Below are 14,811 nucleotides of genomic sequence, written 5' to 3'. Positions count from 1 at the left end.
GAAAAAATCGTAGGGCTCTAGCGAATCGTGGGGCTATAGCTCTACGACAACGCGATAGCTCTACGATTTTTCGTCAGGGGGCCGGGGTCGACGGGGCGACCCTCCACTGTTGGACGTCCTCGTCACACGCCTCGGGAACGGCGTAGAGGGTCGACCCGGACATGCTTCCGCCGACGGTGATGGCGTCGCCATCGGCATAGTCCTCTCCCAGGTACGCAAATCCTGACCCCTCCGACGCGTCTGTGACTTCGCGAGCAGGGAAAACTGCGAGGGTGAGAATTCGCTCTGGGGCCGGGCCCTGGACGTAGAAACAGCCATCGATCTCTGCCACGCGCCCCGCCAGCGCGGCGTCGGCACCGGCCTCTTCGTCGACGATGTAGTTCGGCACGCCTTCTGGTGCATCGGGGTCCTGCAGATCTGTCGCGCATCCGGTCAGCGATGCGCCGAGTGCTGCGCCCAGGAGCGCGGCTGCGGCGAGTCGGCGACGTGCACGGTCTGGACCTTTGATGCTCACATCAGCCCTCCGGATGGACCTGCCACTGCGGAGCCTCCTCGTCACATTCCTCGGGCGCTGGGTAGTCCGCCTCGACGGCGCGGCTGCCTCCGACGGTGCTCTGGTCGCCGTCGTTGTAGTCCTGCCCGTTCAGGGAGAACCCGTCCCCAGCCGAGGGTTCGGCGACGATATCCGAGGGGAACACCGCCACCCACAGCTCGCCCTCGGGGTGGGCGTCCTCGATGTAGAAGCAGCCCTCCAACTGGGTGACGGTGCCCTGGAGCATGGCTGAGTCGCCGCCGTCGTCGTCGGTCTCGCGAGTGACGAGGCCCTCGGGCGCATCGGCGGTGCTCGGTTCTGAACCACAGCCCAGGAGGCCGAGGACGAAGATCGCGCCCAGCGGGAGGGCTGCGCCCAGCGAACGGATTTCGTGCTGCATCGTCCCAGGATGGCAGAAATCGTAGAGCTTTCGCGTTGTCGTCGAGCTATAGCCCTACGACTTGCTAGAGGTCTACGATTTTTTCGCGGGAGGGTCGCAGGAGGGGGTGCACTTGCACTGCGGCGTTCCGCGATGCAGACTTATCCCTAGGTCAAGAGTGCCAGCGCAAAACCCCGGTTTGCTGGCCGGCAACCCTCCAGTTCGCGGTGGGGTGCCCCGGGTGACGACCTGGCTGCGGCTATCACCGAGCATCGGTGATCGACGTGGCAAGCGCGGGCCACACACCAGTGCGGGCCCTTAAACCCAGTCCTCAGGACGGGGCCGTACAGGATTCAACGCCGGAGCTCCTCTGACCGGCAGCGACGTTCACGCGCGGCTCAGCCCCAAGGACCGCATTGAACGGAGCAGTTCCTTGAGCAACGACGACAGCACCTGGCAGTTCGAGACCCAGCAGATCCACGCCGGAGTCGCCCCTGATCCGGCCACCGGAGCACGGGCCCTGCCGATCCATCAGACCACCTCCTTCGTCTTCCCCGACACCGCCGCAGCAGCACGTCGCTTCGGTCTCGAGGAGATCGCACCGATCTACTCCCGCATCGGCAACCCCACGGTCCAGGCCATCGAGGACAAGATCGCCGCCCTGGAAGGCGGCGTCGGGGCGCTCGGAGTCGGCTCCGGCCAGGCCGCCACCTCGCTGGCCTTGCTGAACATCGCCGAGTCCGGCAGTCACATCGTCGCCTCGCCCACCCTCTACGGCGGCACGCAGAACTTCTTCAAGCACACGCTTCCGAAGTTCGGCATCGACGTCACTTTCGTGGAGGACCCGGACGACCTCGAGTCCTGGCGGGCCGCCACACGGGAGAACACCGTCGCCTTCTTCGGCGAGGCCGTGGCCAATCCGCGCGGGGACGTGCTGGACATCGAAGGGGTGGCCTCGGTCGCCCACGACCATGGTGCGCCGCTGATCATCGATTCCACGCTGACTACCCCGTACCTGATCAAGCCGATCGACTTCGGCGCCGACGTCGTCGTGCATTCGGCCACCAAGTTCCTCGGTGGGCACGGCACGGCGATCGCCGGGGTGATCGTGGACTCCGGACGCTTCGACTACTTCGCCCACCCGGAGCGCTTCCCCGGCTTCAGCACCCCTGATGAGAGCTACCACGGGCTGGTCTTCGGCCGGGATCTCGGCCCCGAGGGGATCTTCGGAGTCAACCTCTCCTTCATCCTCAAGGCCCGCGTGCAGCTGCTGCGCGACCTCGGGCCGGCGCTGTCTCCGCACAACGCCTTTGAGATCAACCTCGGTCTGGAGACCCTCTCGCTGCGGATCGAGCGCCACGTCGCCAACGCCCAGAAGGTGGCCGAGTATTTGGAGGGCCACGAGGCCGTGAAGCGCGTCTACTACTCCGGGCTGCCGTCGAGCCCCTGCTTCGAGCGGGCGCAGAAGTACCTGCCGCGCGGCACCGGCGCAGTGCTGGCCTTCGAGCTTGCCGGCGGAGCCGAGGACGACGACGCCACGCAGGCCCGCGCGGGCCAGACGCTGGTGGACGCGCTGGAGCTGCATTCGCTGGTGGCCAACGTCGGTGATGTGCGCTCGCTGGCGATCCATCCCGCCTCGACCACCCACCGGCAGCTCAGCCCCGCCGAGCAGCATGCCGCGGGGGTCAAGCCAGGTCTCGTCCGGCTCTCCGTGGGTCTGGAGCACATCGACGACATCATCGCCGACCTGGCCCAGGGGCTCGAGAAGGCGGCCGCCATCCAAAGCACCACCCAGAGTGCTGGCCAGGCTTCTGACCAGGACTCTTCCGCCGATGACCAGAGTGCGGACAATGTGACGAAGCGAGAAGCCGCGTCCGCGGTCTGAGGTTAGGGTGATCGGGTGCTGAATGACTTTGGGGACAGGCCTGCGGGTGCGCTGAACACGGCAGATGTGGGGGCGTACACATTCGAGACAGGTGGGCAGCTGCCCGAAGTCACCATCGCCTACGAGACCTGGGGCACGCTCAACGAGGACGGCAGCAATGCGATCCTCGTGGCGCACGCCTTGACCGGGGACTCCCATGTCGCCGCGACCCCGGCAGACCCCTCCATCGGATGGTGGGAGGGTCTGCTGGGCCCCGGTCGACCGATCGACACCCAGCGCTGGTTCGTCATCGCCCCGGCGATGGTGGGTGGCTGCTACGGCTCCACCGGACCCGCCTCTCTGGATCCCGACGGGAAGCCCTATGGCTCCCGGTTCCCCTTCGTGACGATTCGCGATTCCGTGCACCTCGAAGCCCGGCTGGCTGCGGCCCTGGGCATCAAGACGTTCCACACGGTGATCGGTGGATCCATGGGAGGCGCCCGCGCGCTGGAATGGGCCGCCACCTACCCGGAGATGGTCGACGGCGTGGCCGTCTTCGCCTGCGGTGCGGCGTCCACCGCTGAGCAGATCGCTTTCGGGCAGGCCCAGGTGCTGGCGGTGGAGAATGACCCGTATTTCGCCGGCGGGGACTATTACGGCGGCCCCGCCCCGCATTCCGGACTCGGGCTCGCGCGGCGGATCGCCCACATCACCTACCGTGCAGAGGCCGAGCTGGGCGCTCGATTCGGACGCGCCCCGCAGGGTGCAGAGGATCCCTTCGGCTGGCCCGACCGGCGGCGCGGCCGCTACCAGGTGGAGTCCTACCTGGACCACCAGGCCGAGAAGCTGCTCAAGCGATTCGACCCCAATGCCTATGTGGTGCTCTCCGAGGCGCTGATGAGCCACGACGTCGGGCGTGGGCGTGGAGGCGTGGCCGAGGCTCTCTCCTCGGTCACCGCCGTTCCATTCCTCGCAGCTGTGGAGACCGATCGGTTGTACTTCCCTGAACAGTCCCAGCAGATCGCCGATGCCATCCCAGGCGGCCACCCGGTGCACACGATCCACTCGCCGATCGGTCATGACGGCTTCCTGACCAGTGCGGAACAGCTGAGCGAGCCCATGAAGGCCACGCTCCGGCTCTGAAACGGACATTCCAGAGATGTCACTCTGCTGTAACACCTGATCGGGCAGACTGATCGGAACGAGGAGAGTGATCCATGAGCCCGCAGCCCATCCTGCAGCCCGGCGAACACCTGCCCGAGGGTGCCCGCTACCTCCCGGCGCGCCCGGAGAACATCTTCTGGGGGAGGCTGCCCTGCGCCGCCGATGAGCCGGCGCTGCACATCGAGTCCGGTGAGCAGGTCGTCATCGACACACTCTCTCATGAGGGCATTCTCGAGGATCAGGGACGGGACCCGCTGGCCTATTTCGGCGGACACGGCGTGCCCGAGGATCAGGTGCTCACCGACGCGATCGCGCTCGCAGCAAGCGACCACCCGCGAGACCCCGCCGTCGACGGCCCGCACGTGAACACCGGCCCCCTCCATGTCGAGGGCGCCATGCCGGGCGACCTGCTCAAGGTGACCATCAAGCAGCTGCAGCGCCGCGTCCCCTACGGCATCATCTCCAACCGCCACGGCAAGGGAGCGCTCAACGGGGAGTACCCGCGCGGAGAACGCAACGTCTCGATCTTCGCCGCCGTGGAAGAGGCCGGTCAGGGTCAGGCTCGCGGCCGTATGGCCCCGCGCACCGGAGCGGAGAGGCTGCTGAGCTTCGAGCTGGCTCCCTTCTTCGGGACCATCGGGGTGGCGGTAGCGGGGGAGGCCCGTCCCCATTCCGTGCCGCCGGGGGCCCACGGCGGCAATATCGACATCAAGATGCTCACCGAGGGAACTTCGCTCTACCTGCCCGTGCAGGTGCCCGGCGCGCTGGCCTACGTGGGCGATCCCCACTTCGCCCAGGGCGACGGCGAGGTCGCGCTCACCGCGATGGAGGCCTCCCTGCGCGGGCTGCTGAGCTTCGAGGTCATCCCTCGGGAACAGGCCTTGGCCGCCTTCGGCGAACAGATCGGGCCGCTGGCCGAGACCGCGGAGTTCCTCATCCCCACCGGGATGGACGAGGACCTGGACATCGCCGTGCAGAACTGCGTGCGCAACGCGATCGTGCTGCTGCAGGCCCGCTGGGGCCTCGATGCAGAGCATGCCTACGCCTATCTCTCCGCGGCCACGGACTTCAACATCTCCCAGGTGGTCGACCTGGTCAAAGGAGTCCACGCGCGGGTGGCCGTCCGAGACTTCGCGGAGCTGCGATGAGCACAGCAGAGCCCACGATCTGGCGGGTGGGTGGGGACCCCGATGCCCCGCTGATCCCGTCTTCCGGAACCGGACCGCTGGGCGGGCAGAACGTCGCCGTCAAGGACCTCTACGCGATTGCGGGACACAGCATCGGTGCCGGCAACCCCGCCTGGCTGGCCGAGGCCCCCGAGCAGACCAGCACCGCGCCCCCCGTGAGACAGCTGCTCGAGGCAGGCGCCGCGATCACCGGGATCGCGCAGACCGACGAGTTCGCACTCTCCCTGGCCGGAACCAATCAGCACTACGGGACACCGCCGAACCCGGCGGCCCCCGACCGGATCAGCGGGGGGTCCAGCTCGGGCTCCGCCGCCGCCGTCGCACTGGGTCAGGTGAGCATCGGGCTGGGAACCGACACCGGTGGGTCGATCCGCGTGCCCGCCTCCTACCAGGGGCTCTGGGGCATACGCAGCACCCACGGCGCCATCTCCCGCGAGGGTCTGCTGCCACTTGCGCAGAGCTTCGACGCGGTGGGCTGGATGACCCGCGACGCCGCGACGCTGAGCCTCGTGGCCGAGGTGCTCCTGCCCGCCGGCGCGGAGACGGAGCAGCCCGCCGCACTCCCGGAAGAGCTCACGCTCCTCCCCGGCCTCTTCGATCAGGTGGAGCCGGAGGTCGCCGACGCCGTGCGCACCGCCGTGGACGGTGTGACCGCGCCTCCGAGCGCCCTGCCACCACGCCTGCACCTGAGGCGGATCGCCGGCGTCTCCCCGGAGATGCACGCCGCCTGGTTCGAGGCCTTCCGCATCATCCAGATGCGCGAGGCCTGGGCCAACCACGGCGAATGGGTCAGCACCCACTGGGAGGCGATGGCCGACGACGTCGGCGCGCGGTTCCGCACGGCCCGCCAGTTCACCGCAGATCAGGAGCGGCAGGCCCGGGCGCTGGCCGCCGGGGCACGCCGAATCATCCGCGACTGGGTCGGCGATTCCGTGCTGGCGCTTCCCTCGGCGGCCGGTCCCGCACCGCTGCGCAGCGAGGCCGCACTGGGCGGAGAAGTCATCGAGGAACACCGCCGCGGCACCATGATGCTCACCTGCCTGGCCGGTCTGGCCGGGCTGCCCGCGGTCAATGTCCCGCTGCGCACGGCAGCGGGACTTCCCACCGGCGTCTGCCTGCTCGGGGCTGCCGGGAGCGACCGTGCACTCATCCGCTGGGCGCAGGAGTTCCACGCCCGGCTGCCGTCGACACAGGAGATCCGATGATGAAGCTCAGCGAATTCAATGCGGCCACCCCGGAGGAGCTGACGGAGACGCTCGCCGCCTGCGCGCCCATTCCCTCCTGGCGCGCCGCGCTCCTCGCCCGGAGGCCCTACGAGAGCGTCGCGGAGCTGACCACCACCGCCGCGGAGCTCGCACAGGACTGGACCGACCTCGAGGTCGACGGCGCGCTCGAACATCACCCGCGGATCGGAGAGAAGGTGCAGGGCTCCTCCCGGGAAGCCGAGGCCTCCCGACGAGAACAGGGAAGCCTCGGCGCCGATGAGACCGCCCAGGCGGAGTGGATCAGCGCCAATGAGGCCTACGAACAGCGCTTCGACCGGATCTTCCTGATCCGCGCCGCAGGCCGATCAGACCGTGAGATGCGCACCCAGCTCGAACTTCGCCTGCAGAACACCGAGGAGGAAGAGGCCGTCGTCCGACGCGAGCAGCTCGCCGAGATCGCAGTGCTGCGACTGGAGCAGGTCGTCTCATGACGATACGCACCTGTTTCACGAATGAAACAATAGTTTCAGTAGCATGGTCCTCATGAGCTCCCGCCAGATCAATCCGCCACCCCGGCTGCTCATGGGGCCGGGCCCGATCAACGCCGATCCGCGCGTGCTGCGTGCCATGTCGGCTCAGCTCGTGGGCCAATATGATCCCGCGATGACCGGTTATATGAACGAGGTCATGGAGCTCTACCGCGGAGTCTTCAAGACCAACAACGAGGCGACGTTCCTGGTGGACGGCACTTCCCGGGCCGGCATCGAAGCGGCTCTGGTCTCGCTGATCGAGCCCGGTTCGAAGGTGCTCGTGCCGATCTTCGGACGGTTCGGTCACCTGCTCGCCGAGATCGCCGTGCGCGCCGGAGCTGAGGTCGCGGTCCGCGAGAAGACCTGGGGCCAGGTCTTCACGCCAGAGGAGATCGAGGCGGCCATCATCGAGGAGCGGCCCACGCTGCTTGCTCTCGTCCAGGGGGACACCTCCACCACGATGAATCAGCCGCTCGCCGGCATCGGTGAGATCTGCCAGCGCCACGACGTGCTGTTCTACACCGACGTGACGGCCTCTCTGGCAGGCAATGAGTTCTCCGCCGATGCATGGAAGATCGACGCTGTCACGGCCGGACTGCAGAAATGCCTCGGGGGACCCTCTGGTTCGGCGCCGATCACCCTCTCCCCGCGCGCCGTGGACGTCATCCGTTCTCGTCGGCATGTCGAGGCAGGCATCGCCGACGGCACTGCAGGCCGCGGCACCAGAATCGCCTCGAACTACTTCGATCTGGCGATGATCATGGACTACTGGGGCCCCCAGCGGCTGAACCACCACACCGAGGCAACCTCCATGCTCTACGGGGCGCGTGAATGTGCTCGACTGCTGCTGGACGAGGGGATCGACGCCGCCGTCGCCCGTCATGAGCTCCATGGCCAGGCCATGCTGGCGGGAGTCCGGGGGCTCGGGCTGGCGGTCTTCGGGGACGTCACGCACAAGATGAACAACGTGGTCGCCGTGGAGATCCCTGCAGGGATCGATGGCGACGCCGCCCGTTCGGCCATGCTCCAGGACTACGGCATCGAGATCGGCACCAGCTTCGGGCCGCTGCACGGGAAGGTCTGGCGCATCGGCACCATGGGCTATAACGCCCGCAAGGACGCCGTGATGCTCACCCTCGCGGCGCTGGAACAGGTGTTGCGCGCTGGTGGCGCTGAGGTCCGCGCCGGCGGCGGCACCGGAGCCGCGGCAGAGATCTACCAGGAACAGTCGACTCGCGGGCAGGCGGGGCAGCTCGACCAGCTCGACCAGCTCGACCAGCTCGACCAGCCCGGGCAGCCCGGTCAGTCCGACCAGCTCCACCAGCCTGGGCAGTTCGATCGGCCCCTGGAGTCTCGGGAGGTCTCCCCGTGACCCTCGACGCTGCGGCCGACCGCATCATGACCCGCTGTGACGAGCTTGCCGCGATCAGCGCTCTCCCCGACGGGATCCTGCGCGCCTACCTGACCGAAGAGCACCAGCGGCACAATGCACTCGCCGCGGCGTGGATGGCCGAGGTGGGGATGGAGACCTGGCAGGACGCCGCAGGCAACCAGTGTGCTCGGCTCGAGGGTCGCGAGCCCGGCCTGCCGGCGCTGATCATCGCCTCCCACCTCGACACCGTTCCCGATGCCGGACGCTATGACGGCATCATGGGTGTGCTGCTGGGAATCGAGACGGTCCGTCTGCTGGCCCCCTACGCGAAGGACCTTCCCTTCGCCGTGGAGATCATCGCCTTCGCCGATGAGGAGGGCACCCGGTTCGGCGCGACCCTGCTGGGATCACGTGCCATGGCGGGCACCTGGGACCCCGCCTGGTGGGAGGCCGTGGACGCCGAGGGGATCAGCATGGCTCAGGCCTTCTGGGACTTCGGCCTGGATCCAGAGAAGGTCGACGACGCCGCCCGGGCGCCTGAGGATCTGGTCGGCTACCTCGAAGCCCATATCGAGCAGGGCCCCTCTCTCGAAGCGGCCGATCGGGCCTTGGGGCTGGTCAGCTCCATCGCCGGGGCGCGCCGCTTTCGGCTCGCCATCCTCGGTGAGGCCCGGCATGCCGGGGGCACCCCCTATGAACGCCGGCGGGACGCACTGGTCGGGGCCGCTCAGGCAGTCCTGGACGTGGAACGGATCGGCCGTGAGCGCGGTGTTATCGCCACGGTCGGTCAGCTGGAGACCCGTCCCGGTGCGGTGAACGTCGTGCCGGGAGAGGCCGACTTCTCCCTGGACCTGCGCGCCGAATCTGATGAGCTCCGTGACACCGCCTGGCAGGAGATCCACGCTGCGCTGAGCCGGTTCTGCGCCCAGCGCAGCTTGGAGCTGGTGGTCGAAGAGATCCACGCCGCGTCCACCGTGGGCTGCTCGCCGCGGATGACGCGAGCGCTCGCGGCCGGCGTGGCCGCCACCGGGGACGCCGACCCGATCACCCTGTACTCGCGTGCTGGGCACGACGCCATGGCGATGGCGGCGGTGACGGAGATCGGCATGCTCTTCACCCGCTGCGAGGACGGCATCAGCCACCACCCGGAGGAGAACGTCATCTCCGCCGATGTGGCATTGGCTCTGCAGGCGCTGCAAGAAGCTGTCTGGGTGCTTGCACGTGAGCACGGAGAGCGAGCAGGACGATGACCCCGCCACCGGAGGCCGCGAACCAGCCCCCGCTCGAACCCGAGACGCGCATCGACGCCCGGATCGACGCCCACTACGGGGCGCTGGCCCCGCAGGAGCGGCGAGTGGCTGACTTCCTGCTGGAGCATTTGGGCGACCTGGCCATCTTCTCCGCAGCAGATATCAGTCGCGAGACGGGCGTCTCGAAGGCCACGGTATCTCGGCTGTTCCGCAAGCTCGACTTCGAGGACTTCCGCGAGGTCAAAGATCACGCTCGCGCGCTGCGCAGCCGAGGAGTCCCCACAGCTGCGCCGGTGACCTCCGCCGACACCGAAGGCTCCACCGGAATGCAGCGTCACGAGGCGCGCGACCACGATAACCTCGCGCGGCTGACCGCAGGCTTGGCCGATGGCAGGCTTCAACAGGCGGTGGAGATGCTCGCGAGCGCCGAACGGGTGATCCTGCTCGGGCTGCGCAACAGCTACCCGGTGGCGCTTCATCTGCACCAGCAGCTCATCCAGACCCGGCCCAGGGTGCGGATCGCACCCCAGCCCGGTCAGACCCTGGGCGAGGAGCTCGCCGGCATCGGAGCCGGGGATCTGGTGGTGGCGGTGGGCTTCCGCCGTCGTCCCGTGGTCTTCGGCAAGGCGGTCCGGGCGGTGGCGTCCTCCGAAGCCCAGCTCCTCTGCCTGGGCGACAGCACCTCCCGGCACTACGCCATGGAGGCCGACTGCTGGATCGAATGCCCCATCGACTCGGAAGGTGCCTTCGACAGCTACGCGGCGGCGATGACCCTGGTCAGTCTGCTCGCCAACGGGGTGCTCAACCGGCAGCTCGGTGCTGGCCGGAAGCGCATCTCCGCCATCGCGAAAGCCTACGACGAACTCGACGAGCTCGAACGCTGAGAGATTGAAACAAGGCAGAGGAGCCACGATGAGTCTCATCACCACCCATGTCCTGGACACCACCACCGGGACTCCGGCACGAGGAATCACCGTGCAGCTGCTGGGGCCCGAGGGGGCGCAGATCGCCTCCGGAACCACCGACGCCGATGGTCGCATCACGGAGCTGGGACCCGAGACGCTGCCCGAAGGTGCGCACCGGCTCGTCTTCGGCACCGGAGAGTACTTCGCGTCCCGCGCGGTGGATCACTTCTTCCCTGAGGTCACGCTGACCTTCGCTGTGGAGGCCTCGGCTGCGCATTATCACGTGCCCCTGCTGCTGAGCCCCTTCGCCTACAGCACCTACCGGGGCAGCTGACCATTGCCAGCCCTTCGAGTTCGGGGATCCGCGCGCCCGACCCTCGCACGCCTCACCCACTGACACCTGCACGCCGACTCACCCCTGAAGGAGCATCCCTATGAGCAGTCCCGACGTCGTCCTTGGCCCCAACCAGTACGGGAAGGCCGAGGTGCGCGTGGTCCGGGTGAACCGGGACACCCCGGTCCACACGCTCATGGATCTCAACGTCAGCTCGATGCTGCGTGGAGACTTCACCGACTGCTACACCGAGGGTGACAACAGCAGGGTCATCGCCACCGATACCCAGAAGAACACCGTCTACGCCTTCGCCAAGGAGCACGGGATCAGCACCCCGGAGCAGTTCCTGCTGCTGCTCGGACGCCACTTCGTCGAGTATGCCGAGGTCGACGGCGGCCGCTGGAGTGCTGAGTCCTACCCCTGGGAACGGATCCAGGTCCCGGGGTCCGATGGTGCGCTCACCGAACACGAGCACTCCTTCGTGAAGTCCAAGCAGGAGATCCGCACCGCGGCGCTGACCATCCAGGATGGTGACGAGCACCTGATGGGCGGATTCAGCGACCTCACCGTCCTCAAGACCACCGGCAGCGAGTTCTCCGGGTATCCGAAGGACCGGTACACCACGCTGCCCGAGACCCGGGACCGGGTGATGGCCACGGACATCACCGCCCGCTGGCTCTTCGCCGCAGATATCGACGCACAGGAGGTCGACTTCGACGCCCTCTACGCGCGCGTCAAGCAGATCGTGATGGAGCAGTTCGCGCTGGTCCACTCGCTGTCCCTGCAGCAGACGCTCTACGCCGCAGGCGAGGCCGTGCTCGGTGCAGTGGAGGAGATCGAGGACATCCGGTTCGTGATGCCGAACAATCATCACTATGTGGTGGACCTGAGTCCCTTCGGTCTGGAGAACCCCAATGAGGTCTTCCAGGCGGGGGACCGCCCCTACGGTCTGATGAACGCCTCCGTCACCCGCAGGGCAGCGCCTGCGCGACCGCAGGCCTGGGAATGGATCGGCGGCTTCGCCTGAGTGAAACCTGCGTTCCGATAGGCGTGAAATACGGAACGCATGTTTCTTACGGCGGTAATCGTGTGGAAACACGGCCCTAACACCGGACTCATAGCGTGTAGGAGACAAGCCGGTTCATCACCGTGACAGGAAGTTGCTCCTATGCCTGCCGAGACCACTGCCTCCCCTCACACCACGGATACGGCCGAGGGCTCGACCCACGGCGGCGCGACTGCTTCGCAGGTCACTGCGGCCGAGGCGGTCGCCCGGGTCAATGAGCTGCCCCCGCTGCACCGCGCAGCTCCGCTGGCGGTCCAGCATCTGCTGGCCATGTTCGTCGGCAATGCGGCGCCTCCCCTGATCGTGGCCACCGCCATCGGGATGACCACCGGGGAGACCACGCTGCTGGTGCAGCTGGCCATGATCGTCTCGGGTGTGACCACGCTGCTGCAGACGTTGGGTCTGGGGCCCGTGGGATCTCGGCTGCCCGTCATGCAGGGCACCAGCTTCGCGTTCCTGGCGGTGGCGATTCCCATCGCTCAGGAGTTCGGCATCGCGGCGGTCTTCGGCGGCGCCTTCGTCGCAGGCTTCGTGCAGGTGATCTTCGGCGGTGCCCTGCACTGGATCTCACGGCTCTTTCCGCCCCTGGTGTGCGGCATCATCATCCTGATCATCGGCATCAAGCTCATGCCCACCGCCATCGACTACGCCGCAGGCGGTGCCCCGGCGCAGAGCGCCGGGGACTATGGGGCGCTGTTCCACTTCGGCATCGCAGCCCTGGTGGTCGTGGTGACCGTGCTGTGCAACCAGTTCGGCAAGGGCTTCCTCTCCGTGGCCTCAGTGCTGATCGGTCTGCTCACCGGCTACGCCGTGGCGGCAGCCTTCGGCATGGTCAGCCTCGCCGCCGTGGCCGAGGCGGACTGGTTCTTCGCCCCGACCCCGCTGCACTTCGGCATGGACTTCACCGGAGCCGCCATCATTGCGATCACCGTCATCGCGCTGGCCAGCTCGATGGAGTCCATCGGAGATCTCACCGCCGTCTCCCGGACCGCCGTCGGGGCATCACCCACCTCCCGCCAGCTCAGCGGAGGCGTCATGGCGGATGGGGTGGGCACTTCGCTGGGAGCGCTCTTCGGTGCGATGCCCAACACGACCTTCAGCCAGAACACCGGCGTGGTCGTGCTCAGCGGCGTCGTGAGCCGCTTCGTGGTCGCCATGGCCGGGGGCATGCTGCTTCTGGCAGGGTTCGTGCCGAAGTTCGCGGCCTTCTTCAGCACCATCCCCTACGCCGTGCTCGGCGGAGCGGTGCTGGTGATGTTCTCCATGGTGGCCTCCGCAGGGATCCAGGTGGTCAGCAGCCAAGTCCTCGACCGCCGGGCCATGCTGATCGTCGCCGTCTCGCTGGGCCTGGGCATCGGATTCTCCTTCGCCTCCGAGGAGGTCACGGCCGCCTTCCACCCGGACATCGCGCTCCTGCTCACCTCGGGCATCGTGCCGGCCATGCTCGCCGCCGTCCTCCTGAACGCCGTGCTCCCTACCACCCCGAAGGTCGCCGAAGTCGGAGCGGAGATGCCGGGAACGGCTGGACCGACCACAGACGTTGCCCCCGCCCTTGGGGCCGAGACCCTCGCCGAGAAGGAGGCAGAACGTTGACGCTGCGACACCTCATCGCCGAGCAGGTGCTGCTCGAAGGAGAGTTCCTTCCCGCGCACCTGGAGATCCTCGACGGTGAGATCGCCCGGATCCATCGGCTGAGCCCGGGCGAAGGTCGGCGGCGGGCCGAGATCGTTAAAGCCAGCGACGTCGGCGCCGGCGCCGGGATGACCGTGGTCAGGCCCGCCCACCAGGTGCTCCCGGGCAACGTCGACACCCACGTCCACATCAACGAGCCCGGCCGCACCAGCTGGGAGGGCTTCGCCACCGGCACCATGGCGGCGGCACTGGGCGGGGTCACCACCGTGGTGGACATGCCGTTGAATTCCATCCCGCCCACGGTGGATGTGGAGTCGCTGCGGATCAAGCAGCAGGCCGCTGCGGGCCAGACCTATGTGGACGTCGGCTTCTGGGGAGGGATCATCCCCGGCAACACCGCCCAGCTCAGGCCCCTCTGGGAAGCCGGTGCCTTCGGGTTCAAATGCTTCCTGCTGCCCTCCGGGGTGGATGAGTTCCCACCGGTGAACGGCGAGCAGCTGCGCGAGGCGATGGCCGAAGTGGCCGGATTCGACGGTCTGGTGATCGTCCACGCAGAAGATGCCGAGACGATCGAACGTGCCACCGAGGTCACCGGCCGACGACGCCGGCTCAGCCACTACGCGGACTGGGCGCTCACCCGCCCGCATGATGCCGAAGTGGCAGCGATCAGCGATCTCATCGAAGCCGTCCGCGAGACGGGCTGCCGGACACATATCCTGCACCTGGCCTCCGCCCGTGCTCTGGACATCATTGGCGCGGCCCGCGCTGAAGGTCTGCCGCTCTCTGTAGAGACCTGCCCTCATTACCTCTGCTTCGACGCCGACTCGATCCCGGATGGGGCCGCCGAGTTCAAATGCTGCCCGCCGATCCGCGACACCGGCAACCGGGAGGCGCTCTGGGAGGGACTGCGCGAGGGGCTCATCGACGCGGTGGTCAGCGATCATTCGCCCTCCACGATCGAGGAGAAGCACCGCGGAGCCCCTGACCTGCAGCAGGCATGGGGCGGGATATCCGGGCTGCAGGTGGGATTCTCCGCCGTGGCCCATGAAGCTCGGCTGCGTGGAATAGGACTTGAGCAGGTCAGCAGGTGGATGGCCCAGAACACCTCCACCCTGGCCGGGCTGACTCGCAAGGGGACCATCGCCACGGGTAAGGATGCGGACCTGGTGATCTATGACCCGCTGGAGACCAATGTGGTCTCCGCCGTGGGACTGGCGCACAAGAATCCGATCTCTGCCTATGAGCATCTCGAGATCACCGGCACCGTGATCGGAGCTGTGCTGCGCGGCATCGAGCTGTTCACCGCCCGGGACACGACCACTGCACTGGCCCCTGTGGGACAGTTCCTCCGCGGCACCGGCCACCCTGCGCTCAGCGTGATGAAGCGCTGA

At 67.7% G+C, this 14,811-nt stretch carries 14 protein-coding genes and 1 riboswitch; of the genes, 12 read left to right on the top strand and 2 right to left on the bottom strand.

Annotated elements, in window-relative coordinates; genetic code table 11:
* Positions 1-73 precede the first annotated feature (73 nt).
* Entirely contained in the window at positions 74-514 is a 441-nt protein-coding gene (locus tag IY716_RS05975; RefSeq protein WP_218220644.1) for a hypothetical protein, read from the bottom strand.
* A gap of 1 nt (position 515) precedes the next feature.
* Positions 516-932 (bottom strand): hypothetical protein, encoded by a 417-nt coding sequence (locus tag IY716_RS05970; protein WP_218220643.1) that lies wholly within the window; start codon positions 930-932, stop codon positions 516-518.
* Positions 933-1,081: 149 nt separating this feature from the next.
* Positions 1,082-1,211, top strand: a riboswitch (SAM riboswitch).
* Between the two features lie 133 nt (positions 1,212-1,344).
* Between IY716_RS05970 and IY716_RS05965 the strand changes: the two genes are divergently transcribed.
* The 12 genes from IY716_RS05965 (at position 1,345) to allB (ending at position 14,811) form a co-directional block, all read left to right on the top strand.
* Positions 1,345-2,796 carry an O-acetylhomoserine aminocarboxypropyltransferase/cysteine synthase family protein gene (locus tag IY716_RS05965; RefSeq protein ID WP_218220642.1) on the top strand — a complete coding sequence of 484 codons (1,452 nt, stop codon included), beginning with the start codon at positions 1,345-1,347 and terminating at the stop codon, positions 2,794-2,796.
* A 15-nt stretch (positions 2,797-2,811) separates the two neighbouring features.
* Positions 2,812-3,918, top strand: coding sequence for a homoserine O-acetyltransferase (locus IY716_RS05960; RefSeq protein WP_218220641.1), 1,107 nt, complete (start codon positions 2,812-2,814; stop codon positions 3,916-3,918).
* 74 nt (positions 3,919-3,992) lie between these two features.
* On the top strand, positions 3,993-5,087 hold the full coding sequence (locus tag IY716_RS05955; RefSeq protein WP_218220640.1) for an acetamidase/formamidase family protein: 1,095 nt from the start codon (positions 3,993-3,995) through the stop codon (positions 5,085-5,087).
* The gene (locus IY716_RS05950) at positions 5,084-6,331 is read left to right on the top strand and encodes an amidase (protein WP_218220639.1); all 1,248 of its coding nucleotides are present in this window, start codon (positions 5,084-5,086) and stop codon (positions 6,329-6,331) included. The genes IY716_RS05955 and IY716_RS05950 overlap by 4 nt, the downstream gene beginning before the upstream one ends.
* Positions 6,328-6,822 (top strand): 2-oxo-4-hydroxy-4-carboxy-5-ureidoimidazoline decarboxylase, encoded by a 495-nt coding sequence (gene uraD / locus IY716_RS05945; protein ID WP_218220638.1) that lies wholly within the window; start codon positions 6,328-6,330, stop codon positions 6,820-6,822. The genes IY716_RS05950 and uraD overlap by 4 nt, the downstream gene beginning before the upstream one ends.
* A gap of 52 nt (positions 6,823-6,874) precedes the next feature.
* Positions 6,875-8,233, top strand: a complete 1,359-nt coding sequence (locus IY716_RS05940; RefSeq protein ID WP_255316443.1) for an alanine--glyoxylate aminotransferase family protein — start codon at positions 6,875-6,877, stop codon at positions 8,231-8,233.
* Positions 8,230-9,483: an allantoate amidohydrolase gene (locus IY716_RS05935; RefSeq protein ID WP_369699604.1), complete on the top strand. Its 1,254-nt coding sequence runs from the start codon at positions 8,230-8,232 to the stop codon at positions 9,481-9,483. Before IY716_RS05940 ends, IY716_RS05935 begins: the two co-directional genes overlap by 4 nt.
* A complete protein-coding gene (locus IY716_RS05930; protein WP_218220637.1) occupies positions 9,480-10,367 on the top strand; it encodes a MurR/RpiR family transcriptional regulator in 888 nt (295 codons plus the stop codon). Before IY716_RS05935 ends, IY716_RS05930 begins: the two co-directional genes overlap by 4 nt.
* 28 nt (positions 10,368-10,395) lie before the next feature.
* Positions 10,396-10,722 (top strand): hydroxyisourate hydrolase, encoded by a 327-nt coding sequence (gene uraH, locus IY716_RS05925; RefSeq protein WP_218220636.1) that lies wholly within the window; start codon positions 10,396-10,398, stop codon positions 10,720-10,722.
* A 100-nt stretch (positions 10,723-10,822) separates the two neighbouring features.
* Positions 10,823-11,749, top strand: coding sequence for a factor-independent urate hydroxylase (gene pucL, locus IY716_RS05920; RefSeq protein WP_218220635.1), 927 nt, complete (start codon positions 10,823-10,825; stop codon positions 11,747-11,749).
* A 141-nt stretch (positions 11,750-11,890) separates the two neighbouring features.
* Entirely contained in the window at positions 11,891-13,381 is a 1,491-nt protein-coding gene (locus tag IY716_RS05915) for a uracil-xanthine permease family protein (RefSeq protein ID WP_218220634.1), read from the top strand.
* Complete coding sequence (gene allB / locus IY716_RS05910) at positions 13,378-14,811, top strand: allantoinase AllB (RefSeq protein WP_218220633.1); 1,434 nt, start codon at positions 13,378-13,380, stop codon at positions 14,809-14,811. Before IY716_RS05915 ends, allB begins: the two co-directional genes overlap by 4 nt.

This window comes from Nesterenkonia sp. Act20 (assembly GCF_019173455.1).
Lineage (GTDB): Bacteria > Actinomycetota > Actinomycetes > Actinomycetales > Micrococcaceae > Nesterenkonia.
Note: the sequence above shows the minus strand (reverse complement) of the source record. Positions and strands in the feature narration are given on the sequence as shown.

What these genes read in the sequence shown, in the direction of transcription:
- IY716_RS05970 (WP_218220643.1), bottom strand. Translation starts at nt 932, where the DNA reads ATGCAGCACGAAATCCGTTCGCTGGGCGCAGCCCTCCCGCTGGGCGCG.
- IY716_RS05955 (WP_218220640.1), top strand. Translation starts at nt 3,993, where the DNA reads ATGAGCCCGCAGCCCATCCTGCAGCCCGGCGAACACCTGCCCGAGGGT.
- IY716_RS05950 (WP_218220639.1), top strand. Translation starts at nt 5,084, where the DNA reads ATGAGCACAGCAGAGCCCACGATCTGGCGGGTGGGTGGGGACCCCGAT.
- uraD (WP_218220638.1), top strand. Translation starts at nt 6,328, where the DNA reads ATGATGAAGCTCAGCGAATTCAATGCGGCCACCCCGGAGGAGCTGACG.
- IY716_RS05940 (WP_255316443.1), top strand. Translation starts at nt 6,875, where the DNA reads ATGAGCTCCCGCCAGATCAATCCGCCACCCCGGCTGCTCATGGGGCCG.
- IY716_RS05930 (WP_218220637.1), top strand. Translation starts at nt 9,480, where the DNA reads ATGACCCCGCCACCGGAGGCCGCGAACCAGCCCCCGCTCGAACCCGAG.
- uraH (WP_218220636.1), top strand. Translation starts at nt 10,396, where the DNA reads ATGAGTCTCATCACCACCCATGTCCTGGACACCACCACCGGGACTCCG.
- pucL (WP_218220635.1), top strand. Translation starts at nt 10,823, where the DNA reads ATGAGCAGTCCCGACGTCGTCCTTGGCCCCAACCAGTACGGGAAGGCC.
- IY716_RS05915 (WP_218220634.1), top strand. Translation starts at nt 11,891, where the DNA reads ATGCCTGCCGAGACCACTGCCTCCCCTCACACCACGGATACGGCCGAG.